Here is a 24,541-nt window from a genome sequence, read left to right as displayed (position 1 = left end):
GGCGACCGCCTCACCAGCGGTAGCGCAGGGTCGCGTAGACCGTGCGCGGCAGGCCGTAATAGCAGCCCGAGTAGGTGAAGCAGCCGGTCACGTAGCGCTCGTCGAGCAGGTTCTGCACGTTGATCTGCGCGCTGAGGCCGGCGAGCCGCGGGTCGAGGTGCTTCATGTCGTAGGAGGCGACGGCGTCGACCAGCACGCTCTCGGGCACCTGGAACGTGTTGGCGGGATCGCCCCAGGACGGGCCGAGGTAGCGCACGCCGCCGCCGAGGCCGAGGCCGATGAGCGGGCCGTCGGTGAAGCGGTAATCGACGAACAGCGAGGCCGTCGTGTCCGGCACCTGCACCGGCCGCAGGCCCTGGAGCGGCACCTGCCGGCGGGTCAGGTCGTTCGTGGTGAAGCCGGTGTCGCGGACGTTGCGGATGTCGAGGAGCGAGAAGCCGCCGATCAGGCTGAGGCCCTCGGCGAGGGTGGCCCGCGCCTCGAACTCGACACCCTGCACGCCGACCTCGCCGGTCTGCACGACGAAGCCGGGATTGACCGGGTCGGTGGTGGTGGCGTTCGAGCGGCGGATGTCGAAGAACGCGGTGGTCAGCAGGATGTCGGTGCCGGGCGGCTGGTACTTGATGCCGGCCTCGTACTGGTTGCTGGCGATCGGGACGGGGATGCGCCCGGCCGAGCCGAAGGCCGCGTCGAAGATCCGCCCGTTGACGATCGGCTCGAACGCCTCGCTGTAGGAGACGTACGGGGCGACGCCGCTGTCGAACAGGTAGAGCAGGCTGGCGCGGCCGGTGAAGGCCTCGGCCGGGACGTCCTGGATGGTCAGCCCGTTCGGCGCGAAGGTGCGGGTCGGGCCGGTCTGCCGGGCGGTGTCGTAGCGGCCGCCGAGCGTCAGGATGAAGCGGTCGAACTTCGCCTGATCCTGGAAGTACACGCCGGTCTGCTGCGCGTCGATCCGCGAGGTCGACGTGAAGGCGGGGAACCGGATCGGCAGGTCGTGGTCGGGGGCGAGGGCGTTCAGGCTCGTCGTCGCCGGGAACGGGCCGGTGACGGACCGCGTGCTGAAGGTCCGGTGGTCGACGCCGAGCAGCGCCGTGTGGGCGATCGGGCCGGTGTCGAAATCGGCGATGAAGTTGTTGTCCATCGTGTAGGCTTCGATGTCGACCTGGGTGCCGCCGACCGACCGGCCGATGATCGGGCCGCTCGTGTACGGGCCGTTGACGTCGCCGAAGGTCGTGAACACGCTGCGGTAGTCGCCGTTCGAGCGCAGGTAGCGGCCGGCCGAGTGGAAGCGCAGGTTCTCGGTGATCCGGTGGTCGAACAGGTACTCGACGGAGGCCTGCGTGCGGTCGGAGCGCTCGATGGTGCGGTCGCCGTCGTAGAAGTTTACCGGCAGCCGGCCGAAGACGCCGCTGCCGAAATTGCGCGGGAACACCGTACCGACGGCCGGGAAGCCGCCGTAGAAGCCCGAGAACGGGTCGCGCTGGTAGTTGGCGATGATCGTGAGCGACGTGTCGGTAGAGGGCCGCCACGTGAGGCTCGGGTTGATGAAGGCGCGCTCGACCTTCGTGGTCGCGGCCGGCCCGTCGCCGTTCCAGCCGAGGCCGATGACCCGGTAGGCGAACTGGTCGGCGAGACCCGGGATGTCGGACGCGATCGGGCCGCCGACGTCGAAGCCGCCGCGGACCTCGCTGAAGCCGCCGCCCTGGACGAAGATCTCGCCGTGGCGGACGAATTGCGGGACCTTCGAGACGAGGTTGACGAGGCCGCCCGGACCGGACTGCCCGTAGAGGACCGAGGCCGGCCCCTTGATGATGTCGACCCGCTCCAGGCGGTAGGGATCGACACTGGGGAAAGCGTCGCGGTTACCGGGCAGCGCCATGTTGTCGAGGAAGATCGGCGCGGTGAAGCCGCGGATGTAGAACTGCTCCAGGCGCGTCGAGCCGGCGCCGCCCCGCTGCTCGGTGGTGACACTCGGGGTGAAGCGCAGCGCCTGATTGATGGTCAGGGCGTTCTGGTCCTCGATCTGCTGGCGCCCGATGACCGACACCGACTGCGCGGTCTCCAGGATCGGCGTGTCGGTCTTCGTGCCGACCGTGCTGCGGCTGGCGACGTAGCCGGGCACCGGCCCGGTGGCCCCGCCGCGCCCGTACAGGTCGCTGTTCAGGCTGCGCCCGCGCGCCTCGCCCGTCACGCTGAGTTCGGACAGCTCGATGTCCGTGGCGGGCGCGGGCTGGGCGAGCGCGGCCGCCCCGAGCGTGAGTATAGATGTCGACGATACAAACCCGATCCGGAGCAGCCTCTCCGCATGATCGAACGCGCGCGACGCGGCCCGGTCACTGACATATCTCGACATTGTACCGACTCTAAACAGGAATTACTGGGCGAAGATACGCGCCGATGCCCAGCTATCACGGATCCGTGAGCAGTATGTGCCTCCGATGACACATCTTTAAGAAACGTATTTTGGTATTCCTCTAATGAAAATATGCTGCGGGCGGCCGGGCCGGGAGCGAACGCCCCGGGAGCGCGCTCCGCGCGGGGGACGGGCCGGCGAGCGTCGGCGGCGCAGCGACAGAGCGCGCGTTCCCGGCGACGGTCACCTCGGGTAAGATCAGTCGGCCGCGATCGAGGCGGCCCGGCGCGGGTGCCGCCCCGTCGGCCCTCACGCCGTGCGCCGATGACCGAGCCGATCTCCGCCGCGGCCCATGCCCGCACGATCCTCTCCGCGCACGAGCATCGCCGCCCGATCGCGCCGCTGACCGACTGGGATCCGGCCCTCGACCTGCCGGCGGCCTACCGGGTGGCCGAGGCGGTCCGGGTCCTACGCGGGGAGCGCGGCGAGCGGCCGGTCGGCTACAAGATCGGCTTCACCAACACGACCCTGTGGGAGCGCTACGGCGTCCGCGCGCCGATCTGGGGGCACGTCTACGACACGACCCTGCGCGACCGGGCCGCCCTGTCGGGGCCGGTGCCGCTCGCCGCCTTCGTCGAGCCGCGGATCGAGCCGGAGATCGTGTTCGGGCTGGCGCGCGCGCCCGAGCCCGGCATGGATGCCGCGGCGCTGATCGCCTGCCTCGACTGGGCGGCGAGCGGCTTCGAGATCGTGCAGTCGCTCTATCCGGGCTGGCGCTTCGCGGCGCCCGACACCGTCGCGGCCTTCGGCCTGCACGGGCTGCTGGTGGTGGGCGAGCGGGTGCGGATCGCCCCGGACGCGCGATCGGCCTGGATCGGCGAGCTCGCCGGCTTCACCGTCGAGCTGCTGCGGGACGGGGCCGTCGCGGACCGGGGCGGCGGCGGCTGCGTGCTCGGGACGGGGCCGCTCGCAGCCCTGGCCCACCTCGTCGATGCGCTGGCTAACGATCCGGTGGCCCCACCGCTCGCGGCCGGGACTGTCGTCACGACGGGCACGCTGACGGACGCGCTTCCCGTCGCCTCCGGTCAGCGGTGGCGCACGCGCCTCGACGGGCTGCGGCTTCCCGGCATCGACCTTGCCCTGATCTGAGAGACCCGGCACGGGTTATCGGGCCGGGTGCGTGCAGTTTCCCGGCCGGCTCCGGGTCTCAGGCATTGGTGATGGTTAGCCGACATGCCAAATGCTGGACCATGCCTGGACGCCCGCGGCGACGCCACACGACCTTCCTCGTCTCCGTCACCGCGGAGGGCGCCGGCGCGGCGCCCGGCGCCACGGTTTACGCAGTGATGAAGCCCAGCGCCGAGGAGGCGCTGGAGGCCGTCCGCGCCCTCGCCGGCCCCTCGGCCAGCCTCGCGATCGTGGGGAGCCTGTCCACCCGGATCGCCAAGGCCCTCAAGCTGAAGCCCGACACGCCGCGGGTGGTCTGAGCCGCCCGGCGGCGGCCCGCGGGCGGCTCAATCCACCGCGAGCCGGTAGCCGACGCCCCGCACGGTCTGCAGGAAGACCGGGTTGGCGGGATCGACCTCGGTCTTGCGACGCAGGCGGTTGATCTGCACGTCGACGGTGCGCTCCGCCGCCGCGCCGCCCGGACCGGCGAGCTGCTCGCGCTCGACATTGGCGCCGCCCGCCGTCGCCAGGATCGTCAGAATCTCGCGCTCGCGCTCGGTGATGCGGATCAGCTCGTCGTCCCGGCGCAGCTCGCCCCGGTCGATCCGGAACGCGAAGGGCCCGAAGGTCACGGCCTCGGCGGAGGCCGCGCGGGGCCGCACGCTGCGCTTGATGATGTTGTTGAGCCGCAGCGTCAGCTCCCGCGGCTCGAACGGCTTCGGCAGGTAATCGTCCGCGCCGATCTCCAGCCCCATCACCCGGTCGTTCGGGTTGGAGCGGGCCGTGAGCATCAGGATCGGCACGCGCGAGGTCTCGCGGACGCTGCGCGCGTAGTCGAAGCCGTTCTCGCCGGGCATCATCACGTCGAGCACCATGGCGTCGAACACGACGCTCTGGGCCCGGGCGCGCGCCTCCGCGGCGCTCGCCGCCGCGGTGACCCGGAAGCCCTGGTCGGTGAGGTAGCGGGCGAGCAGCTCGCGCAGGCGGCGGTCGTCGTCGACCACGAGGACGTGGGGCGCCTCGTCGGGCAGGTCGGACCGGGCGGCGTGGCTCACGCGGGCTCCTCCGCGTCGAGGCGCCCCTCAGCCCCGCCCCCGCGCCGCGCCATCAGGCGCTGGACCGCCGGCCGGTCCTCCGGCTCGATCATCGCCATCAGGAAGTCCTCCGGGGAGCCCCGGGCATCCGGCGCCGCGAGCGCCCGGGCGAGGCGGCGGGCTTGGACCCGCGTCAGGTCGGCCGCGAGCCCGGCGCCGGCCTCGGTGCAGTACAGGAGGCGCTGGCGCCGGTCGCTGGAACCGGGCTTCTGCGCGACGTAGCCCTGCCCGATCAGGTCCTTGAGCACCCGGTTCAGGCTCTGCTTGGTGATGCGCAGGATGTCGAGGAGCTCGGCGATCGTCAGGCCCGGGTACCGGTCGACGAAGTGCAGCACCCGGTGATGGGCGCGGCCGAACCCGTAATCGGCCAGGATCCTGTCCGGATCGCCGACGAAATCCCGGTAGGCGAAGAACAGGAGCTCGATCAGGTCGTCGCTGCCGAGGGCGGCCGGCGCGGCGCCCGGGACGGGTTTCGGCGCGAACATCTCCTCGCGCGGGGCTGTCCGTGTCACGGCGCGGCCGCTCCCAACGGGTGATAGGTCAGTCCCCATGACGTTTCTCAAGGCGGCCGGGGCCCGTCAACCCTGGCCGGGGCGGCCGGGGCGCCGACCGCTCTGGATCCTCAAGCGTGTACCCGCGGGATTGCCCCCGGTCCGACGCCTCCGCTACGCAGGCCCTCGGGCGACGGGAGCGGACGCGCATGGCCGAGGCAGGGGAACCGGGACCGGGGCGCCTCTGGATCCGCGACCCGCGCGCCGTCCTGGCCGAGGGCGCCGGCGGCGGGATCGTGGTGGCGGGCACCCGGATCGTCGAGTGCGTGCCGGCGGGCGCGCGGCCCGCCGCGCCCGTGGACGCGACCTTCGACGCGTCGCGCCACGTGGTCATCCCGGGGCTGATCAACACCCACCACCACGCCTTCCAGACGCTGACCCGCGCCCATCCGCTGGCGCTCAACAAGCCGCTCTTCCCCTGGCTGGAGGCGCTCTACACGGTCTGGGGGCGGATCACCCCGGAGGCGTTCCGGCTCGCCACGCGGGTCGCCTTCACCGAGCTGCTGCTCTCGGGCTGCACCACGGCGGGCGACCACCACTACTTGTTCCCGAAGGGCCTCGAGGCGTCGATGGACATCCAGGTCGCGGAGGCCCGCGACCTCGGGATCCGGGCCGCGCTCACCCGCGGCTCCCTGAGCCTGTCGGATCGGGCGGGCGGCCTGTCGCCCGCGGCCCTGACCCAGGACGACGACGCGATCCTCTCGGACTGCGAGCGGGTGCTGCACCTGTTCCACGATCCCGCCCCCGGGGCGATGGTGCAGATCGCCCTCGCCCCCTGCTCGCCCTTCTCGGTGACCGAGCGCCTGATGCGCGCGAGCGCGGAGCTCGCCGCCCGCAGCGGGTGCCGGCTGCACACCCATCTCGGCGAGACGCGCGACGAGGAGGCCTATTGCCAGCAGATGTTTGGCTGCCGCCCGGTGGAGTACCTCGAAGAGGTCGGCTGGCTGAGCGACCGGGTCTGGCTCGCGCACGGCATCCACTTCACCGATGCCGAGGTCGCGCGGCTCGGCGCGGCCGGCGTCGGTGTCTGTCACTGCCCGACCTCGAACATGACCCTGGCCTCGGGCCGCTGCCGCACCTGCGAGCTGGAGGCGGCGGGCGCGCCCGTCGGCCTCGGCGTCGACGGCTCGGCCTCGAACGACAGCTCGAACCTGATGGAGGGGGTGCGCCACGCCCTCATGATCAACCGGCTCACCTACGGGGCGGAGGCCGTGACGCATCTCGACGCCCTGCGCTGGGCGACCGAGGGCTCGGCCGCCTGCCTCGGCCGCTCCGATATCGGCCGGATCGCGCCGGGCCGCGAGGCGGACCTCGCCCTGTTCACCCTGGACGAGCTGCGCTTCTCCGGCGCCCACGACCCGCTGGCGGCGCTCGTCCTGTGCGGCGCCACCCGGGCCGACCGGGTGATGGTCGCGGGGCGCTGGCGGGTGATCGACGGGCAGCCGCTCGGGGTCGATACCGGGATGCTGCGCGAGGCGCATTCCCGGCTGGCGGTGGACTTGTTCGGGGACGTGTAGAGGCGGCCCTGATCCGACCCGCTCCGTCATCGCGAGCGCAGCGACCCAGGGCAGCGCGCGATCTCCGGATGCGGTGTGTCCCTGGATTGCTTCGCTCCGCTCGCAACGACGAACAGCGGGGCCCGCCCGTGGGCGAGCCCCGCGCGACGTTTCTCAGAACAGCCCGTCGATCTGCCCGTTGGCGTCGAGCCGGATCGTATCGGCGGCCGGCACCCGGGGCAGGCCCGGCATGGTCATGATCTCCCCGCAGATCGCCACCACGAAGCCCGCGCCGGCCGAGAGCCGGACGTCGCGCACGCCGACGATGTGGCCCTCGGGGGCGCCCATCAGGGTCGGGTCGGTGGAGAAGGAGTACTGGGTCTTGGCCATGCAGATCGGCAGGTGGCCGTAGCCGTCCTTCTCGAAGGTGGCGAGCTTGCCGGCGGCCTTGGTCTCGATCTGGATGTCGGCGGCGCCGTACAGCTTGGTGGCGATCGCCCGGATCTTGTCGGTGAGCCGGCTCTCGGTCTCGTAGGCGTGGCGGATCGGCGCCGGCTCGGCCTGGCTGAGCTTGACCACCGCGCGGGCGAGTTCCTCGGCCCCGGCACCGCCTTCGGCCCAGTGGCGGCAGGTGATCGCATCCACGTCGAGCCGCTCGCGGCACAGGTCCTTGAGCTTGGCGTGCTCGGCGTCGGTGTCGGCGTGGAAGTGGTTGACGCCGACCACCACCGGCAGGCCGAAGCCGCGCAGGTTGGTGACGTGACGGGCGAGATTGGCGAAACCCTTCTCCAGGGCATCGATGTTCTCGGACCCGAGGTTCTTCTTGTCGACGCCGCCGTGCATCTTGAGGGCGCGGACCGTCGCCACCACCACCACGGCCGAGGGGGTCAGGCCCGCCTGCCGGCACTTGATGTCCAGGAACTTCTCGGCGCCGAGATCGGCGCCGAAGCCGGCCTCCGTCACCGTGTAGTCGGCGAGCCGCAGGCCGGCCCGCGTGGCGATCACCGAGTTGCAGCCGTGGGCGATGTTGGCGAAGGGGCCGCCGTGGATCAGCGCCGGGTTGCCCTCGAGGGTCTGCACGAGGTTCGGCTGCAGGGCGTCCTTGAGCAGCACCGTCATGGCGCCGGTGGCCTTCACGTCCTTGAGGGTGACGAGCTTGCGGTCGCGGGTCTCGGCGATGACGATCCGGCCGAGGCGCTCCTCCAGGTCGGCGAGGTCACGCGCGAGGCAGAACACCGCCATCACCTCGGAGGCCACCGTGATGTCGAACCCGTCCTCGCGGGGGAAGCCGTTGGCGACGCCGCCGAGCGACTGGTTGATCGCGCGCAGGGCCCGGTCGTTCATGTCGACGACCCGGCGCCAGTGGATGCGGCGCACGTCGATGTTGAGCTCGTTCGCCCAGTAGACGTGGTTGTCGATCAGCGCGGCCGCGAGGCTGTGGGCCGACGTGATGGCGTGGAAGTCGCCGGTGAAGTGCAGGTTGATCTGCTCCATCGGCACGACCTGCGCCTTGCCGCCGCCGGCCGCGCCGCCCTTCATGCCGAAGCACGGCCCGAGCGAGGGCTCGCGCAGGCAGATCATGGTCTTCTCGCCGATGCGGTTCAGGGCGTCGCCCAGGCCCACCGTGGTGGTGGTCTTGCCCTCGCCCGCGGGCGTCGGGGAGATCGCGGTGACCAGCACGAGCTTGCCGGGCTTCCGGCTCTCCAGCCCGGCGATGTAGCCGTGGTCGATCTTGGCGATGTGCTTGCCGTAATTGTGGAGCGCGTCATCCGGGATGCCGAGCTTCTCGGCGACCTGCGCGATCGGCTTCAGGGTCGCGGCGCGGGCGATCTCGATGTCTGACGGCATGGGCCTTCCTCCCTGGGTCGCGGGCACGTGCCCGCCCGCCGGCTCTTGCCGTGCGAATCTCCTGCCGGGCGGGACGCGGCGTGGCCGCCCGCGAACGGCCACGCACTGTGCGTCAAAGCTCGCGAAAATGCGCGTCGATTTTTATGAGCTGGCGGACAAAATACTCTTGTCGATCGCGCTGTCCCCTGCTCCGACGCCGGCACGCTCCCGGATGGTCCGTCCGAGGCCGGCCGCCGGGGGTCTTCGCGTGCCCGCGCCGCTCAGAACTTGACCAGCTCGACGCGCCGGTTCTGCGCCCGCCCCGCCTCGCTGTCGTCGGCGGCGACCGGGCTGGCGGCGCCGAAGCCCTTGGCCCTCAACCGGTCCTTCGCGATGCCGGCGCCGACGAGCCTCGCCATGACCGCTCTGGCACGGCCGTCGGACAGGGCCTGGTTATGCGAAGCGGCCCCGGTCCCGTCCGTGTAGCCGTTGATCGCGAGCCGCAGGCCGGAATCCGTCCGCAGCAGGGCCGCCACCGCGTCGATCTGCGGGGCGGAGGCCGGCAGGATCTCGGTCCTGTCGGTGGCGAAGTTGACCTGGATCACCGCCTTCCCGGTCTTGTCGAGATCCTGCTTCAGCCGCTCGGCGGGCAGGAGGGCGGCGGTCTGCACAAACGGCTTCGTCTCGAGGATCGTCCAGGCCGCGGTGAAGCTGTCGGGCACGAAATGCACCCAGATCTGCCGGTCCGGCCGGCGGATCACCCAGGTCTGGGCGGGCACGTTGTAGACGTCGCCCAGGCCCTCATACATCCCGATCCGGATCTCCTCCGGCAGCGTCTCCGTCACGGAGTTGGGGATCCGGCCGTCGGCGATCTTCCGGCCGCCGGCCTGCGTCAGCACGGCCTCGATGTTCTTCTTCAGCTCGTAGGCGGAGTAGGTCTTGCCGTCCTTGGGACCGATCAGGGACTGGAAGACCTTGCCTTCGACCTCGTGGAGCGCTGCGCCGGTCCAGAACAGGAAATGCCCGAATTCCCGCGTCTCGGGCGGGTTCACCGGCTGGTAGCCGTCGGGCAGCGCGAAGTAGGGAAAGCGACCGAGCGGCGCGTCCGAGACGGGAACGGAATCGAGCGCGAAGGACTTCGGCGCCGCCGCCGCGTCCTGCGCCCGCGCGGGATAGGCCCAGATCCCGGACGCCGCGCAGGCGAGGGCCAGCAGGACACAGACAGGCTTCAGCGCTCTCACGTCGCACTCCGGAACGTTGCGGAGGCGCGACGATAGCGGGCGCGGATCGGTGGGCAATTAGGTCGCTCGACCTACGGCCTCCGGGCCGCAGCGCGGGCGCCCGAAGCCGCGACAGGGCGGCGGGCGCGGGCCGGATCTCGCGGCCTCGCGTCCCGAAATGGCCCGCGGATCGTCGGGACGGCGCGGCAGCCGCACCGCCCCGAGGCGGGACTTGGCGGGAGGCCTAGCCCCCCGACTTCTTGGCCTTGTCGGCGGAGCCCGGCGCCTCGTGCGGCTGGGGGGCGCCCTTCGGGAGTTCCGGGTTGTCGGGATTGTGCGGGGCGGCGACCGGGGCCGGCACCGTCTCGGCGGTGGCGGTGGGCTTCTCGATGTCGGGCAGCCCGTCCTTCAACTTCGCGTTGATCTGGGTGAGGTCGTCCGGCTCGGGGTTCAGGTCCTTGGCGTGCTGCCACTGGAACTTGCCCTCGAGGCGCCGGCCCGAGCGCCAGTAGGCGTCGCCGAGGTGGTCGTTGATGGTCGGATCGCCGGGCTTCAGCTCGACCGCCTTCTCCAGCTCGCGCACCGCGTCGTCCCAGCGGCCGAGGCGGTAATAGGCCCAGCCGAGGCTGTCGACGATCATGCCGTCCCGCGGGCTCGCGTCGGCGGCCTGCTGCAGCAGCTTGAACGCCTCGTCGATGTTGATGTTCTGGTCGACCCAGGAATAGCCGAGGTAGTTCATCACCTGGGCCTTGGCGGCCGGCTGGTTGGCCGGCACCAGGGACAGGGCCTTCTTCAGGTCGGCCTCGGCCTTCGGCCACTGCTTGGCGCGCTCGTAGGCGGTGCCGCGGAAATAGTAGGTCGTCCAGTAGTTGGATTGCGGCCGGTTCCCGATCAGGTCGATGGCGCGGGTGTAGGTGGCCGCCGCCTCCTCGTACTTCTTGCGGGCGCGCTGCACGTTGCCCAGCGCGGTGATAACGTCGATGTCGTCCGGGTGGGCCTTCATCGCCGCGTCGAGATGGGCCAGCGCCTCGTCGCCCTTGCCCATCTGCTCCAGGTTCAGGCCGATCTGGATGTCGGCGTTGAGCTTGAGCGGGGAATTGGCCGGGATCTGCGCGTAGGCCTCGTTGGCGCGCTCGGGCTGCTTCATCCGGTCGAGCGTGTCGGCGAGCGTCAGCCGGGCCAGCGCGTGGTCGGGGGCGAGGTAGAGGGCGAGCCGCAGGTAGATCACCGCGGGCAGCTCGTCGCCCTGGGTCGAGCCGGCGGAGCCCAGCCCGTACAGCACCTCGGCGGCGCCCTCCTGGGCGGTGCCGATCAGCCGCGTGAGCGGCTTGCCGTCCTTCAGCTTCTCGAGGGCGTCGCGCACCAGCGGGTGGCGCGGCGAGAGCTGGTCGAAGTCGGAATAGGCCTGGATCGCCAGGTCGGTGCGGCCGAGGCTGGCCTCCATGCGGGCGTAGGCGTCGACGATGCGCAGGGTGTTGTGGTCGGCGTCGTAGGCGGCCTTGAGGCGGCGCTCGGCCTCGGCGTTGTCGCCGGTCACCGAGGCGATCAGGCCGGCATGGTAGTCCCGGAAGGTGTTGTAGTAGCGCTCGCCCCGGAGCTTGTTGACCGTCTCCAGCGCCTTCTTGCTGTCGCCGGCGCCCGCGTAGGACCAGGCGGTGAGCAGCGTCGCGGTCAGGTCCGTGGCGGCGCCCCGGCCGCTCCGGGAAAAGTTCTGGCGGGCGGCGGCCCACTGGCCGGCCTTGATCTGGCGCACCCCGAGGGAGAGGTTGGCGAGGCCGTTGGTCGGATCGCGGGCGATCAGCTTCTCGGCGGTGCGGAACGCGTCCGGCAGGGCGCCATCGGCCAGCAGCGAGATGAAGGCGCGCTCGACGAGTTCCGCGTTGCGCGGGTCGGCCTTCACCGCCTCGCGGTAGAAGGTCGCCGCCGCCGCTGTGTCCCGCGACGCGCCCGCGATGTAGGCGGAGAGGAAGTTGCCCTCGAGCGAGTCCGCGGGCTCGTAGTCGAGCACAGGGGTCGATTCCTTCGGCTGCGCGGCGAGCACGGTCTGCGGGAGCCCGGCGGCGAGCAGCAGGGCAAGCGCCGAAACGCTCCGGCGGGCGCGTGTCATCATCATGAACCGATCGCGGCTCCTGGGCGCCGGCCCGTCGGGGGCCGGGCGCGAGAATGGCGGGGCATCCCCGAAAAAACGTTGGGGACACTGAACCCATCCCGCCAGCCCCGCAAGGCGAAAGGATGGCGCGGGGGTTGAGGCCGGGTTGGTCGGCCGTCCCGTCATCGCGAGCGCAGCGACCCAGGGCGGCGGGACGTCTGCCCACGGAGCGGTTCACTGGATTGCTTCGCTGCGCTCGCAAAGACGTGAGCCTCGGCCCCTCGGCCGAGGGCTGACCTCACATGTTCGGGTAGTTCGGCCCGCCCGGACCCTCCGGCGTCACCCAGTCGATGTTCTGGTTCGGATCCTTGATGTCGCAGGTCTTGCAGTGGACGCAGTTCTGCGCGTTGATCTGGTAGCGCACGCCGTCGCTGGCTGAAGAATCCTCCACCCACTCGTAGACGCCAGCCGGGCAGTAGCGGCCGGACGGGCCGCCGTAGACGTCGTGCTCGGAGCGCTTCTGCAGCTCCATATCGCGGACCTTCAGGTGGGGCGGCTGGTCCTCCTCGTGGTTGGTGTTCGACAGGTAGACCGAGGAGAGCCGGTCGAAGGTCAGCTTGCCGTCCGGCTTCGGATAGACGATCGGCGTCACCTCCGAGAGCGGCTTGAGGCAGGCGTGATCCGGCTTGCTGTGGGACAGCGTGCCGAACGGCGAGGCGCCGAGGATGCTGGTCGCCCACATGTCGATCCCGCCGAGCCCGACGCCGACCAGCGTGCCATACTTGGACCAGAGCGGCTTGACGTTGCGCACCGCCTTCAGGTCCTGCCCGATCGGGCTGTTGCGCCATCCGGCCTCGTAGGCGGTGAGCTCATCGCCGGCGCGGCCCGCCTTCAGGGCGTCCGCGATGGCGTCGGCCGCCTGCATGCCGGACAGCACCGCGTTGTGCGAGCCCTTGATCCGCGGCACGTTCACGAAGCCGGCCGAGCAGCCGACGAGGCACCCGCCGGGGAAGACCAGCTTGGGCACCGATTGCCAGCCGCCCTCCATGATGGCGCGCGCGCCGTAGCCGATGCGCTTGGCGCCCTCGAACGTCTCGGCGATCATCGGGTGGGTCTTGAAGCGCTGGAACTCCTCGAACGGCGACAGGGTCGGGTTCTCGTAGTTCAGGTGCGTGACGAAGCCGACCGAGAGCAGGTGGTCATCGAAGTGGTAGAGCCAGGAGCCGCCGCCGGCCTTGTTGGGCAGCGGCCAGCCCATCGTGTGCTGCACCAGCCCGGGCTCGAACTTGCCGGGCGCGAGCTGCCAGAGCTCCTTCACGCCGAGCCCGTACTTGAAGTGGTCGCTGTGCCGGTTGAGTTCGAACCGCTGGATCAGACCCTTGGTCAGGTTGCCGCGGGCGCCCTCGCCGAACACCGTGTACTTGGCGCGCAGCTCCATGCCGCGGGTGTAGTCCTCGCGCGGCTCGCCGGACCGGCCGATGCCGAGATCGCCCGTGGCGACGCCCGCCACGGCGCCGTTGCCGTCGAACAGCACCTCGGAGGCGGGGAAACCCGGGTAGATTTCGACGCCGAGCGCCTCGGCCTGGGCGCCGAGGTACTTGCAGACGTTCGAGAGCGAGCCGACGAAGTTGCCGTGGTTCGACATGAGCTTGGGGAAGAACACGTTCGGCAGGGTGATGCCGCTGTTCTTGGTGAGCATCATGAACTCGTCGCGCTGCACCTCCGTCTTGAGCGGCCGCTCCGGGTCCTGGCGCCACTCCGGCAGGAGCCGGTCGAGGCCGATCGGGTCGATCACCGCCCCCGACAGGATGTGGGCGCCGACCTCCGAGCCCTTCTCGACGACGACGACCGAGATCTCCTCGCCGATTTCGGCGGCGCGCTGCTTCAGGCGGATCGCGGTGGCGAGGCCGGCCGGGCCGGCGCCCACCACGACCACGTCGAAATCCATGCTCTCGCGTTCGGGCAGCGCCATCCTCGGGTTCCTTTTCTTGTTCCGGCGCCCGGTTCGTCGCCGGGCCGGCCTTCCTGATGCCGTCTCAAGCGATTCCAAGCTAGAAAGGCAAGTTGCCGACGCTCAAGCTCAAGGCAAAGTTCCCTTTGCCGCAGGGGACGGCGTCACAGCGCTGCGCCGCGCCGCGCTGTTCGGTCACGCAAGTCCTTGCCACCCTGACCGATTCGGCGAGTTGTCCACAGGCCCCGGCGATCCCACATGCTGAGTCCCATGCCGAGCCCCACCGACGCGCAAGCCGACCTGATCGCCTATCTCGACTTCCACGTGGAGGCCGGGGCCGACGCGGCGCTCGACGAGCAGCCGCACGACCGCTTCAACGAGGCCGACACGCCCGCGCCTACCCTGCGCGCGCCGCGCCGGGCGCCCCCCCGGGCCGCCGAGCAGCCGCCGGTCAGCCCGGTCGCCAACACGCTCGTGCCGCCCCCCGGATCGGCGCCCCCGGGCACGGCCGCGCCCACCGCGGCGCCGCGCACCTTCGGCCGCGCCGCCAGCGCCCAGCCCGACGAGGCCGCGAGCGACGCCCGCGCCCGGGCGGGGCAGGCCAAGTCCCTCGACGAACTCGAGCGGATTCTCGCGGATTTCGACGCCTGCCCGCTGCGGTTCACGGCGAAGAACCTCGTCTTCGCCGACGGCAATCCCGAGGCGCGGGTGATGTTTCTCGGCGAGGCGCCCGGCGCCGACGAGGACCGGATCGGCAAGCCGTTCATGGGCCGCTCGGGCCAGCTCCTCGACAAGATGATGAAGGCGGTCGGGCTCGACCGGACGAGCGCCTATATCGGAAACATCGTGCCCTGGCGGCCGCCCGGCAACCGCAACCCGACCCCCCAGGAGGTGGCGGTGTGCCGGCCGTTCGTGGAGCGCCAGATCGAGCTCGTCGACCCGGACATCATCGTCTGCCTCGGCGCGCCCGCGACCCAGACGCTGACCGGCACCAAGGACGGCATCCTGCGGACCCGAGGCCGCCTCTTCCCGTACAAGTTGCCGAGCCGCGAGGTGAAGCTGCTCGCCACGCTCCACCCGGCCTTCCTGCTGCGCCAGCCGGTCCAGAAGCGCCTCGCGTGGCGGGACTTCCGGTCCCTGCGCGCCCTCCTCGACGGGAAAGCGTGACCGCGAGCTTGACCGGAGTGACGGAACCGGCTCTCCCCTCCCGCCATTAGAGCTTCGTTCCCGCTGCTGGCGCGCCATCGGCCGGACACGACGACGCACAGCCAATCCCGGCCCGCCCGAGGCGGCCGGCGCAGCACCGATGGCGGGACCCAACCATGCGCTGGGAAGATCTACGCAGCTCCGACAACGTCGAGGATCGCCGGGGCGAGGGCGGCGGCGGTGGCGGCATGGGCTTTCCCGGCGGCGGCGCCGGCGGGCTCGGCATCGGCACCATCGTGGTGCTGCTGATCATCAGCTACTTCACGGGCATCAACCCGGCGATCCTGATCGGCGGGGCCCAGCAGATCGGCGGCGGCGGCCGCGGCCAGCAGGAGCAGGTCGACCCGCAGACCCAGGCCAAGCGGCGCCAGGCCCCGACCGACGAGAGCGGCCGGTTCGCCTCCAAGATCCTCGGCAACACCGAGGACGTGTGGAGTCAGATCCTGCCGCAGCAGACCGGCAAGCAGTACACCCCGACGACGCTGGTGCTCTACACCGGCGGCACGCGCTCCGGCTGCGGCTCGGCCCAGGCCGCGATGGGCCCGTTCTACTGCCCGCTCGACAAGAAGGTCTATCTCGACACCGGCTTCTTCAAGGAGATGGCCTCGAAGTTCGGCGTGAAGGGCGACTTCGCCTACGCGTACGTGATCGCCCACGAGGTCGGCCACCACGTCCAGGACGTGCTCGGCATCCTCGGCAAGGTCCAGGCCCGCCAGCAGCAGGCCTCCAGCAAGACCGAGGCGAACGCCCTCTCGGTGCGGATCGAGCTGATGGCCGACTGCCTCGCCGGCGTCTGGGCCAAGAACTCCAACGACAAGTACGCCGAGCTCGAGCAGGGCGACATCGACGAGGCGCTGAACGCCGCCGCGCAGATCGGCGACGACGCGCTGCAGCAGCGCTCGCGGGGCTACGTGGTGCCGGATTCCTTCACCCATGGCTCCTCGGCCCAGCGCCAGCGCTGGTTCATGGCCGGCTACAAGAGCGGCCAGACCAAGTCCTGCGACACGTTCCGGACGGCCAACAACTGAGGCCGGCTCAGGGCTTCGCGAGCGGGCTCCGTCATCGCGGGCGTTGCGAAGCGACCCGGGGCAGCGCGACGTCGTCCGCTGCGCCGCCGGTGGATCGCTGCGCTGCGCTCGCGATGACGGCGTGCTGGAACGCGCGCAGGCGCGGGCCTCACCCCTGGCTCAGCCGCCGCGCGTTGGCCTGGACCTTCCGCCGGTAGCTGCGGATCACCTTGCCGTTCGAGGCGCCCGCGGCGAGCATGAGCGCCGCCTCGCCGGCGGCCAGCATCTTCTCGGTCACCATGAGCTGCGCCTCGGCCTGGGCCGCCGGGCCGCCGAGGGCGAACATCGCCATGCGCTGCGCGATGACGCCCTGCGCCTCCAGCCCCAGCATGGCCATGTCCATGCCCGTCATCCACCAACCGAACAGCATCGCGATCCTCATGTTGCCCAGGGCAACGGCCGAGCCTCATCCTGGGTCCCGGGATGCGCCCAGGCCTGCGCCGGACGCAAGCGTTATCCCGCACTGCGGCACCCTGCCTTTGCGCCGCGTCGGCCGATGCCGTAAGCGGCCGGGATACTCCCGGACACCTTCCGGACAGCGACCTCCCGGACAGCGCCCGCCATGATACGCCTGGACAAGATCACCAAGCAGAACGGGCGGCAGCTCGTCTTCATCGAGGCCTCGGCCGCCCTCCAGCGCGGCGAGAAGGTCGGTCTGGTCGGCCCGAACGGGGCCGGCAAGACCACCCTGTTCCGGATGATCATCGGCCAGGAGCAGCCCGACGAGGGGCAGGTCGCCGCCGACCGGGGCATCACGATCGGGTATTTCAGCCAGGATGTCGGGGAGATGTCCGGGCGCAGCGTCGTCACCGAGGTGATGGACGGGGCCGGCCCGGTGAGCGCGGTGGCGGCCGAGCTCGCCGCGCTCGGCGCGGCGCTCGCCGACCCCGACCGCGCCGACGAGATGGACGCCCTGGTCGAGCGCTACGGCGAGGTCCAGGCCCGGTTCGAGGAGCTCGACGGCTACGCCCTGGAGGGCCGGGCCCGCGAGGTTCTCGACGGGCTGAGCTTCAGCCAGGAGATGATGGACGGCGACGTCGGCGCCCTCTCGGGCGGCTGGAAGATGCGCGTGGCGCTCGCCCGCATCCTGCTGATGCGCCCGGACGTGATGCTCCTCGACGAGCCGTCGAACCACCTCGACATCGAGAGCCTGATCTGGCTCGAATCGTTCCTGAAGGGCTACGACGGCGCCCTGCTGATGACCTCGCACGACCGCGAGTTCATGAACCGCATCGTCACCAAGATCATCGAGATCGACGCCGGCGCGCTCACCACCTATTCGGGCGACTACGCCTTCTACGAGGGCCAGCGGAAGCTCAACGAGGCGCAGGCCCAGGCGCAGTACGAGCGCCAGCAGGCCATGCTGGCGAAGGAGATCGCCTTCATCGAGCGCTTCAAGGCCCGGGCCTCCCACGCCGCGCAGGTGCAGAGCCGGGTGAAGAAGCTCGACAAGATCGAGCGCGTCGAGCCGCCCCGGCGGCGGCAATCGGTGGCCTTCGAGTTCCAGCCGGCGCCGCGCTCGGGCGACGACGTCGTCATGCTCAAGGGCGTGAACAAGCGCTACGGCAGCCGCACGATCTACGAGGGATTCGACTTCTCGGTGCGGCGCAAGGAGCGCTGGTGCGTGATGGGCATCAACGGCGCCGGTAAGTCGACGCTGCTCAAGCTCGTCACCGGCACCACCGCGCCCGACGACGGCTCGGTCACGGTCGGCGGCAGCGTCAAGCTCGGCTACTTCGCCCAGCACGCCATGGACCTGCTCGACGGCGACCGCACGGTGTTCCAGACCCTGGAGGATTCCTTCCCGCAGGCCGGCCAGGGATCGCTGCGGGCGCTGGCCGGCTGCTTCGGCTTCTCGGGCGACGACGTCGAGAAGCGCTGCCGGGTGCTCTCGGGCGGCGAGAAGGCCCGGCTGGTCATGGCGCTGATGCTCTACGACCCGCCGAACTTCCTGGTGCTCGACGAGCCGACCAACCACCTCGACATGGGCACCAAGGAGATGCTGATCGAGGCGCTGGCCAATTACGAGGGGACGATGCTGTTCGTGTCGCACGACCGGCACTTCCTGGCCGCCCTCTCGAACCGGGTCCTCGAGGTCACGCCGGATGGAATCCACCAGTACGGCGGCGGCTACACCGAGTACGTGGCCCGCACCGGCCAGGAAGCGCCCGGCCTGCGGAGCTGACGGTCCGCTCCGTCCTCGCGGGCGCCGCGTTCCGGCCGGGAGCCCTGCGACCGGCGCGCCGCTATCGCCCCCCGACGCCCCGCGCTAGGCTGCGCCGAAACGGCCCGGGTGAGACGCCGTGCGACGCCTGCTGAAATTCCTCCACACGATGGGGTCCGCGGGGCTGCTGGGCGCCATGGCGTCCCTGGTCGTCATGCTGAGCCTGTCGCCCGCGCCGTCCGCCCTGACGGGCTACGCGGCGATGCGGGGCGCGATGGGCGCCGTCGCCACCTGGATCTTCCTGCCCGCCCTGGCGGTGACGCTGATGTCGGGCCTGCTGGCGATGGCGCTGAACCGCGCCTTCCTCAACGCCGGATGGGCGTGGGTGAAGCTCGCCACCGGCGTCCTGATGTTCGAGGGCGGGCTGGTCTACGTCCAGGGCCCGATGAAGCAGGAGGCGGAGCAGAGTGTCCGCGCGCTGGCGGGCCTCGTCGACCCCGCGGTGCTGGCCGTCTCGCTGACCGGCGAGCGCGGCACCCTCTGGGTCCTGCTGGCGGTCGCGACCGCGAACGTGGCGCTCGGGATCTGGCGGCCGCGGATCCTGCGGATCCCCCGGTAGCGAAGCCGCGTCGGGCCCGATTCCAGCCCGATTGGTTGCCGGCTTTAAATCTATTTCCCGATGCAGAACCCGCTGAACAGCCGGTCGAGGACGTCCTCGACGCCGACATGGCCCGCGACCGCGCCGAGCGCCCGCACCGCGAGCCGCAGATCCTCCGCGGCCAGCTCCGGGAGACCGCCGGCACTCCCCGAGACGCGGTCAAGGTGGCCGATGCAGGCCTCCAGCGCGGCCCTGTGCCGGGCGCGGGTGATGAGCGCGTCGCCGGTGCCGAGACCGTCCTCGGCCGCGGCCTGGATCGCATCGAGCAGGGCGTCCATGCCGGCGCCGGTACGGGCCGAGACCGTCACGTCCACCGGATCACCCCCCTGTTCTGAGCCGGCAAAAAGATCGGCTTTGGTACGCACGGTCAGGACCGGGCCGCGCGCCGGCCCGAGGTCCGGGACCGCGCCGCCGGGGGGCATGAGGGCCACCACGAGATCGGCCATGTCGATCCGCGCCCGCGTCCGCAGGATCCCCGCCGCCTCGATCGGCTCCGCGGTCTCGCGGAGCCCGGCCGTGTCGACCAGCAGGACCGGCAGGCCGCCGAGGTCGAGCCGCACCTCGATGGCGTCGCGGGTCGTCCCCGGGCTGTCCGACACGATGGCCACGTCCCGTCGGCTCAGCGCGTTCAGCAGGGTCGATTTCCCGCTGTTCGGAGCCCCCGCCAGCACCACCATGAACCCGTCACGCAGGCGCTCGCCGCGCTGGCCGTCGCGCAGCGCCGCGGCGATCGCGTCGCGCAGGCGGGCGGCGCGGTCGAGCAGCGCCGCGTCGAGCCCGGCATCGTCCACGTCCCCCTCGTCGGCGAAGTCCAGCGCGGCCTCCGCGGCGGCGAGGCAGTCGATCGCCTCCGCGCGCCACGCGGCCACCTGCCGGCTGAGCGCGCCGTCGAGCTGGCGCAGGGCCTGCCGGCGCTGGCCCTCGGTCTCCGCGTCGATCAGGTCGGCGACGGCCTCCGCCTCGGCGAGATCCATCCGCCCGTTGAGGACGGCCCGCCGGGTGAAAGCCCCGGGCTCGGCGGCCCGGCAGCCCGGGAGGCGGGCGAGGGTGGCGAGGACGCGCATCCGCACGGCCGCGCCGCCGTGCAGGTGCAGCTCGCCCATATCTTCGCCGCTGTAGGTGTCGGGCCCGGGAAACCACGCCACCAGCGCCCGGTCGAGCTCGGTGCCGTCGTGGGGATCCCGGAGGCTCCGCAGCGACAGCCGGCGGGGCGGCGGCAGGCGTCCGCCCAGGGCGACGAGCGCGTCGCGCGCGGCCGGGCCGCTGATGCGGATCACCGCGACGGCGGCCCGGCCGAAGCCGCTGGCCGGCGCGAAGAGTGTTTCGGTATCGGTCATGGTCCCACAGGGCCGCGCGAGGGGCGGAGTTTCACGTGAAACAATCGCGGTCGCCCTATACCATCCCGGCGCCGATGCGCCGCACTCGCTTGCGCCGTCGCGAACTCGAACGGGGATGCGCCATGATCGTCTGGACCCGCCGCGCCGTCGGCCTCGGCCTGCTCGCCGCGCCCCTCGCCGCCGCCCTCCCCGCGTCCCCGGTCCTGTCCGCGCGCGCCGCGGAGGCCGAGCCGGACTGGGCCGCCATCGAGCGCCGGCTCGGCGGCCGCCTCGGGATCGCGGCCGCCTCGGCGGACCGCGTCCTCGCCGCCTACCGCGCCGACGCGCGCTTCCCGATGTGCAGCACCTTCAAGGCGCTGGCGGTGGCGGCGGTCCTGGCGCGGGTCGATGCCGGCCGCGAGACCCTCGACCGGGTCGTCAGCTACGGGGCCGGGGACCTCCTGAGCTACGCGCCCGTGACCCGGAAGGCGCTGGAGGCCTGCGCCGGGACCGGGCGGATGAGCGTCGCGGACCTGTGCGCGGCCACGCTGATCTGGAGCGACAACACGGCCGCCAACCTGCTCCTGGCGGATCTCGGCGGGCCCGAGGCGCTGACCGCGTGGCTGCGGACCACCGGCGATCCCGTCACCCGCCTCGACCGGACCGAGCCGACCCTCAACACCGCGTTGCCCGGCGACCCGCGCGACACGACCACGCCGGACGCCATGCGGGCGACCCTAGGCCGTGTCCTCCTCGGAACCGTCCTGTCGCCGGCCTCGCGCGCCCGGCTGGAGGCCTGGATGGTCGCCTGCGAGACCGGCCGGAAGCGCCTGCGAGCCGGCCTGCCGCCCGACTGGATCGCGGGCGACAAGACCGGGAGCGGCGACAACGGCACCGTCAACGACGTGGCGATCCTCCGGCCGCCGGGGCGCGCGCCGATCCTCGCGGCGGTCTACGTCACGGAATCGACCGCCTCCCCCGACACCTGCGCGGCGGCCTACGCGGAGATAGGCCGCCTCATCGCCGCGCGCGCCCATTCGACCTGACCGGACGAACCATGAAGACAGCCGCCAAGACACCCAACAAGACACCTTCCAAGACGACCCGCGCGACGCTCGCCCTCGACAAGGCCGGCATCCGGTACAGCCTCCACGTCTACGCGTACGATCCGGACGCGCCGCGCATCGGCCTGCAGGCCGCGGAGGCGCTCGGGGTGGACCCGGGACGCGTACTGAAGACCCTGATGGCGTCGGTGGACGGACGGACAGTCTGCCTGCTCGTGGCCTCCGACAGGGAGGTGTCGATGAAGCGGGTCGCCGCCGCCTTCTCGGGCAAGGCCGCGTCCATGCTCAAGCCGGCCGATGCCGAGCGGCTGACCGGCTACCATGTCGGCGGGATCAGCCCGCTCGGACAGAAGCGGTCCTTCCCGACCGCGATCGACGCCGGATCCCTGACCGAGCCGGCGGCCGAGATCCACGTCAACGGCGGCGGCCGCGGCTTGCAGATCCGGCTGACCGAGGGCGATCTCGCCGCCGTCTTGGACGCCCTCGTCGTGCCGCTGACGTAATCCCGCGGTAATCACTCGTTTACCCTGCCGTCGCACGGTGTCGCCTTCCGACAGAGACGAAGGCGGTGCAGGGGCGGCATGCGGGAAACGGCGCGCAGGGCGATGACGGCGCTCGGACTCGTCCTGCTGCTCGCGGTACCGGGCTGGGCGGCCGATCTCGACGTCCGCTACGGCGCCGAGGCGGGCGCGGGCGGCAGCCCCCGCTTCTTCCCGCGCAACGACGGCCTCGACCGTCGGCCGGTCTACGCGGTCCGGTCCCGTCGCGTGCCGGTGGGCTGCACGCCCCGGCGGGTGCCCGTGCCGACCAACGCCCCGGACGATCCGAGCTACGTCGGCTCCGAGTACGGCCTGGGGCATCCGAGCTACTACGGCTTCACGCCGCCGCTGGGCGTGGACGACCCCTTCGGGCGCTCCCTCCTGCCCTACTGCCCCTGACGCCGATCGCGACGACTCGGTCCGGCGTCGACTGCCGGATTCCACCGCCCGGCATCATGCTCTAGACCGGCCCTGCCCTCCCCCGGAGCCCGTGCCGTGTCCGAGTCGACCTTCCAGTCCTTCCGCGACCTCGCAGCCCTGCGCGGATGCGTGGCCGCGTGGCGCGCGGCGGGCGAGCGCGTCGTCCTGATCCCGACCATGGGCGCCCTGCACGACGGGCACCTCGCCCTCGTGGCCGAGGCGCGGCGGATCGGCCGCCGGACCGTGGCCAGCATCTTCGTCAATCCGACCCAGTTCGGCCCGAACGAGGATTTCGCCCGCTACCCCCGCGACCTCGACGCGGATCTGGCCCTGCTGGCGGGGGCCGGCGCGGACGCCGCCTGGACGCCCGGCGCCGAGACCATGTACCCGCCGGGCTTCGCCACCCGGATCGAGGTCGCGGGCCTGACCGAGGGGCTGTGCGGGCCGTTCCGGCCCGGCCATTTCGCCGGCGTCGCCACGGTGGTGACCAAGCTCCTCAACCAGGTCCGGCCGGACGTCGCCCTGTTCGGCGAGAAGGACTTCCAGCAGCTCCGCGTGCTCCAGCAGGTAGCGGCGGATCTCGACCTCGCGGTGGAGATCCGCGGCGTGCCGACCGTGCGCGAGCCCGACGGCCTCGCGCTGTCGTCGCGCAACCGCTACCTCTCGGCCGAGGAGCGCGCCGTCGCCCCGAAGCTCCAGGCCGTCCTGGCCGAGATCGCCTCCGCCTCCCGCAACGGCACCCCGGTGGCCGGCCGGATCGCCGCCGGGCGGGCGGCGCTGGAGGCGGCGGGGTTCCGCGTCCAGTACCTCGCGGTCTGCGACGCCCGGACCCTGGTGCCGGTGGAGCGGGTCGACGGCCCGGCCCGCGTCATCGCCGCGGCCTTCCTGGGCCGGACCCGGCTGATCGACAATCGCGCCGTCTAGGCCGGCGCCGGTCCGACCGCCGACGGTCGTGGCCGCCGGGCCACGACGCGCGGATTTCCGGGTTTCACTGCGCCAGGTGATTGGCGCCGCCCGGCCGACCTGCTCTCTGCTGGTCGCGTGATCGGAACGCGCACCGCACCGGCCATCCTGGCCGTGTCCCTCGCCCTGGCGGGCCCCGCCGGCGCCGGCGAGGACGCGTTCGAGGGGATGGCCGGCCCCTACCGCGAGCGCCTGCGCTACGACGCGAAGGGGTTGACGCTCACCTTCCCCGACCCCGACGTGAAGCTCCGGATCGGCGGGCGGCTGCACATCGACGGCGGCGCGGCGGGTTTCAGCCGGCCGGACCTGCCCGAGGCCTTCCCCGACAACGTCGCCGTGCGCCGGGCCTGGATCGAGCCGACGCTCACGATCGGCCGTGACTGGGTGATCGCCTTCCAGTACGATTTCGCCGACCCGATGCTGCCGATCAACGACGCGCTGGTCGCCTGGAAGGGGCTGCCGGACACGATCCTGACGCTCGGCAACATGAAGGAGCCCTTCAGCCTGGAATGGCTGCAGAGCAACAACGACACGCTGTTCGCCGAGCGCTCGGTGGCCAACGCCCTCGTGCCGGAGCGCCGGTTCGGCTTCGCGGCCGGGCACCATGGGGCGGCCTGGACCGCGGTGGTCGGCGTCTTCGGCAACGCCGCCAGCAGCGGCATCGACGGGGACGGTGTCGCGGTGGCGGCCCGCGCCACCGTCGCGCCGATCATGGAAGGGGACGAGACCCTGCATCTCGGTCTCGCCGGGGTCTTCCGCAGCCGGTCCCGGTCGGACGGGGCCTTCAGCTTCTCCAGCCCCGCTGGCGCCTTCCTGTTCGAGCGCCCCCTGGTGGATACCGGCGACCTCCCCGACGCCGCCAGCGTGTCGCGCCTCGGCGCCGAGCTGGCCTATCGCCGCGGCCCGTTCCTGCTGCAAGGCGAGTACATCCGGGCCGCGTTGCAGCCGTTCCGCGGTCCCGGCCAGCCCGGCACCGCGCTCGATTTCCAGGGCGGCTACGTCGAGGCGGCCCTGGTGCTCAACGGCGAGGGCCGCGCCTACGCGCTGACGCCGCAGAGCGGCACCACTTACGCGACCTTCCGGGGCGTGACGGTTCCGGAGGCGCAACGATTCTCCCGGGGCGGGATCGGGGTGTTCGAGCTTGCGGTGCGCTACAGCGCCGTCGACCTTGACGCCCGGGGCTTCCGCGGGGGCATGGAGCAGGACGTGACCCTCGGTCTGAGCTGGTATCCCGAACCCAACCTCCGGTTGATCGGGAACGTCGTGCACGGGCGCGTGCAGCCGGGGGTGGCCCAGGCCGAGACGCTGGGCACCCGCCCGTTCACGGTCGACACTGTGATCGCGCGCCTGCAGATCTACTGGTGACGGGGACCGCCGGGCCGGCAGCGTGCCCGGG

At 71.7% G+C, this 24,541-nt stretch carries 21 protein-coding genes; 12 read left to right on the top strand and 9 right to left on the bottom strand.

Features of this window, described 5'->3' with window-relative positions:
• Window positions 1–10 precede the first annotated feature (10 nt).
• Window positions 11–2,353 (bottom strand): TonB-dependent siderophore receptor, encoded by a 2,343-nt coding sequence (locus BMY19_RS24445; protein WP_100253220.1) that lies wholly within the window; start codon window positions 2,351–2,353, stop codon window positions 11–13.
• Window positions 2,354–2,677: 324 nt separating this feature from the next.
• On the opposite strand from BMY19_RS24445, the gene BMY19_RS24440 reads away from it, so the two are divergent.
• Both BMY19_RS24440 and BMY19_RS24435 read left to right on the top strand, forming a co-directional pair.
• Window positions 2,678–3,502, top strand: a complete 825-nt coding sequence (locus BMY19_RS24440) for a 2-keto-4-pentenoate hydratase (protein WP_100253219.1) — start codon at window positions 2,678–2,680, stop codon at window positions 3,500–3,502.
• A 101-nt stretch (window positions 3,503–3,603) separates the two neighbouring features.
• Window positions 3,604–3,840: a hypothetical protein gene (locus BMY19_RS24435; RefSeq protein WP_056533491.1), complete on the top strand. Its 237-nt coding sequence runs from the start codon at window positions 3,604–3,606 to the stop codon at window positions 3,838–3,840.
• 27 nt (window positions 3,841–3,867) lie between these two features.
• Here the strand turns inward: BMY19_RS24435 and BMY19_RS24430 are convergent, their stop codons facing one another.
• Window positions 3,868–4,575 carry a response regulator gene (locus BMY19_RS24430; RefSeq protein WP_020094318.1) on the bottom strand — a complete coding sequence of 236 codons (708 nt, stop codon included), beginning with the start codon at window positions 4,573–4,575 and terminating at the stop codon, window positions 3,868–3,870.
• Window positions 4,572–5,099: a MarR family winged helix-turn-helix transcriptional regulator gene (locus BMY19_RS24425; RefSeq protein WP_091682725.1), complete on the bottom strand. Its 528-nt coding sequence runs from the start codon at window positions 5,097–5,099 to the stop codon at window positions 4,572–4,574. Before BMY19_RS24425 ends, BMY19_RS24430 begins: the two co-directional genes overlap by 4 nt.
• Window positions 5,100–5,314: 215 nt before the next feature.
• On the opposite strand from BMY19_RS24425, the gene BMY19_RS24420 reads away from it, so the two are divergent.
• Window positions 5,315–6,682: an 8-oxoguanine deaminase gene (locus BMY19_RS24420; RefSeq protein ID WP_100253218.1), complete on the top strand. Its 1,368-nt coding sequence runs from the start codon at window positions 5,315–5,317 to the stop codon at window positions 6,680–6,682.
• 153 nt (window positions 6,683–6,835) lie between these two features.
• On the opposite strand, the gene BMY19_RS24415 is transcribed toward BMY19_RS24420, so the two are convergent.
• The 4 genes from BMY19_RS24415 to BMY19_RS24400 form a co-directional block, all read right to left on the bottom strand.
• Window positions 6,836–8,509 carry a formate--tetrahydrofolate ligase gene (locus tag BMY19_RS24415; RefSeq protein WP_100253217.1) on the bottom strand — a complete coding sequence of 558 codons (1,674 nt, stop codon included), beginning with the start codon at window positions 8,507–8,509 and terminating at the stop codon, window positions 6,836–6,838.
• A gap of 260 nt (window positions 8,510–8,769) precedes the next feature.
• Window positions 8,770–9,729 carry an OmpA family protein gene (locus tag BMY19_RS24410; RefSeq protein WP_100253216.1) on the bottom strand — a complete coding sequence of 320 codons (960 nt, stop codon included), beginning with the start codon at window positions 9,727–9,729 and terminating at the stop codon, window positions 8,770–8,772.
• A 223-nt stretch (window positions 9,730–9,952) separates the two neighbouring features.
• Window positions 9,953–11,821 carry a tetratricopeptide repeat protein gene (locus BMY19_RS24405; RefSeq protein ID WP_020094312.1) on the bottom strand — a complete coding sequence of 623 codons (1,869 nt, stop codon included), beginning with the start codon at window positions 11,819–11,821 and terminating at the stop codon, window positions 9,953–9,955.
• A 274-nt stretch (window positions 11,822–12,095) separates the two neighbouring features.
• Window positions 12,096–13,769 (bottom strand): electron transfer flavoprotein-ubiquinone oxidoreductase, encoded by a 1,674-nt coding sequence (locus BMY19_RS24400; protein WP_100253215.1) that lies wholly within the window; start codon window positions 13,767–13,769, stop codon window positions 12,096–12,098.
• Window positions 13,770–14,006: 237 nt separating this feature from the next.
• Between BMY19_RS24400 and BMY19_RS24395 the strand changes: the two genes are divergently transcribed.
• On the top strand, window positions 14,007–14,915 hold the full coding sequence (locus BMY19_RS24395; protein WP_100253214.1) for a uracil-DNA glycosylase: 909 nt from the start codon (window positions 14,007–14,009) through the stop codon (window positions 14,913–14,915).
• A gap of 155 nt (window positions 14,916–15,070) precedes the next feature.
• Complete coding sequence (locus tag BMY19_RS24390) at window positions 15,071–15,982, top strand: KPN_02809 family neutral zinc metallopeptidase (protein ID WP_100253213.1); 912 nt, start codon at window positions 15,071–15,073, stop codon at window positions 15,980–15,982.
• Between the two features lie 148 nt (window positions 15,983–16,130).
• On the opposite strand, the gene BMY19_RS24385 is transcribed toward BMY19_RS24390, so the two are convergent.
• The gene (locus BMY19_RS24385; RefSeq protein ID WP_100253212.1) at window positions 16,131–16,391 is read right to left on the bottom strand and encodes a hypothetical protein; all 261 of its coding nucleotides are present in this window, start codon (window positions 16,389–16,391) and stop codon (window positions 16,131–16,133) included.
• 192 nt (window positions 16,392–16,583) lie between these two features.
• Here BMY19_RS24385 and BMY19_RS24380 point away from each other — a divergent pair, with 192 nt between their 5' ends.
• Together BMY19_RS24380 and BMY19_RS24375 are read left to right on the top strand one after the other, a co-directional pair.
• A complete protein-coding gene (locus tag BMY19_RS24380) occupies window positions 16,584–18,206 on the top strand; it encodes an ABC-F family ATP-binding cassette domain-containing protein (RefSeq protein ID WP_100253211.1) in 1,623 nt (540 codons plus the stop codon).
• A gap of 118 nt (window positions 18,207–18,324) precedes the next feature.
• A complete protein-coding gene (locus BMY19_RS24375; RefSeq protein WP_100253210.1) occupies window positions 18,325–18,804 on the top strand; it encodes a hypothetical protein in 480 nt (159 codons plus the stop codon).
• Window positions 18,805–18,854: 50 nt separating this feature from the next.
• On the opposite strand, the gene mnmE is transcribed toward BMY19_RS24375, so the two are convergent.
• Window positions 18,855–20,180, bottom strand: coding sequence for a tRNA uridine-5-carboxymethylaminomethyl(34) synthesis GTPase MnmE (gene mnmE, locus BMY19_RS24370; RefSeq protein ID WP_100253209.1), 1,326 nt, complete (start codon window positions 20,178–20,180; stop codon window positions 18,855–18,857).
• A 122-nt stretch (window positions 20,181–20,302) separates the two neighbouring features.
• Here mnmE and bla point away from each other — a divergent pair, with 122 nt between their 5' ends.
• The 5 genes from bla to BMY19_RS24345 all read left to right on the top strand — a co-directional run bounded on the left by bla (window position 20,303) and on the right by BMY19_RS24345 (window position 24,510).
• Entirely contained in the window at window positions 20,303–21,205 is a 903-nt protein-coding gene (gene bla, locus BMY19_RS24365; protein WP_100253208.1) for a class A beta-lactamase, read from the top strand.
• Window positions 21,206–21,216: 11 nt separating this feature from the next.
• Window positions 21,217–21,726 carry an aminoacyl-tRNA deacylase gene (locus BMY19_RS24360; protein ID WP_091682710.1) on the top strand — a complete coding sequence of 170 codons (510 nt, stop codon included), beginning with the start codon at window positions 21,217–21,219 and terminating at the stop codon, window positions 21,724–21,726.
• Window positions 21,727–21,804: 78 nt separating this feature from the next.
• Window positions 21,805–22,161 (top strand): hypothetical protein, encoded by a 357-nt coding sequence (locus tag BMY19_RS24355; protein ID WP_100253207.1) that lies wholly within the window; start codon window positions 21,805–21,807, stop codon window positions 22,159–22,161.
• A 96-nt stretch (window positions 22,162–22,257) separates the two neighbouring features.
• On the top strand, window positions 22,258–23,106 hold the full coding sequence (panC, locus tag BMY19_RS24350; protein ID WP_056533511.1) for a pantoate--beta-alanine ligase: 849 nt from the start codon (window positions 22,258–22,260) through the stop codon (window positions 23,104–23,106).
• A gap of 117 nt (window positions 23,107–23,223) precedes the next feature.
• The gene (locus BMY19_RS24345; protein ID WP_100253206.1) at window positions 23,224–24,510 is read left to right on the top strand and encodes an OprO/OprP family phosphate-selective porin; all 1,287 of its coding nucleotides are present in this window, start codon (window positions 23,224–23,226) and stop codon (window positions 24,508–24,510) included.
• The last annotated feature ends 31 nt before the right edge of the window (window positions 24,511–24,541 follow it).

It is taken from the genome of Methylobacterium sp. UNC300MFChir4.1, assembly GCF_900110155.1.
GTDB lineage: Bacteria > Pseudomonadota > Alphaproteobacteria > Rhizobiales > Beijerinckiaceae > Methylobacterium.
This window is presented reverse-complemented; position numbering and strand designations above follow the sequence as displayed.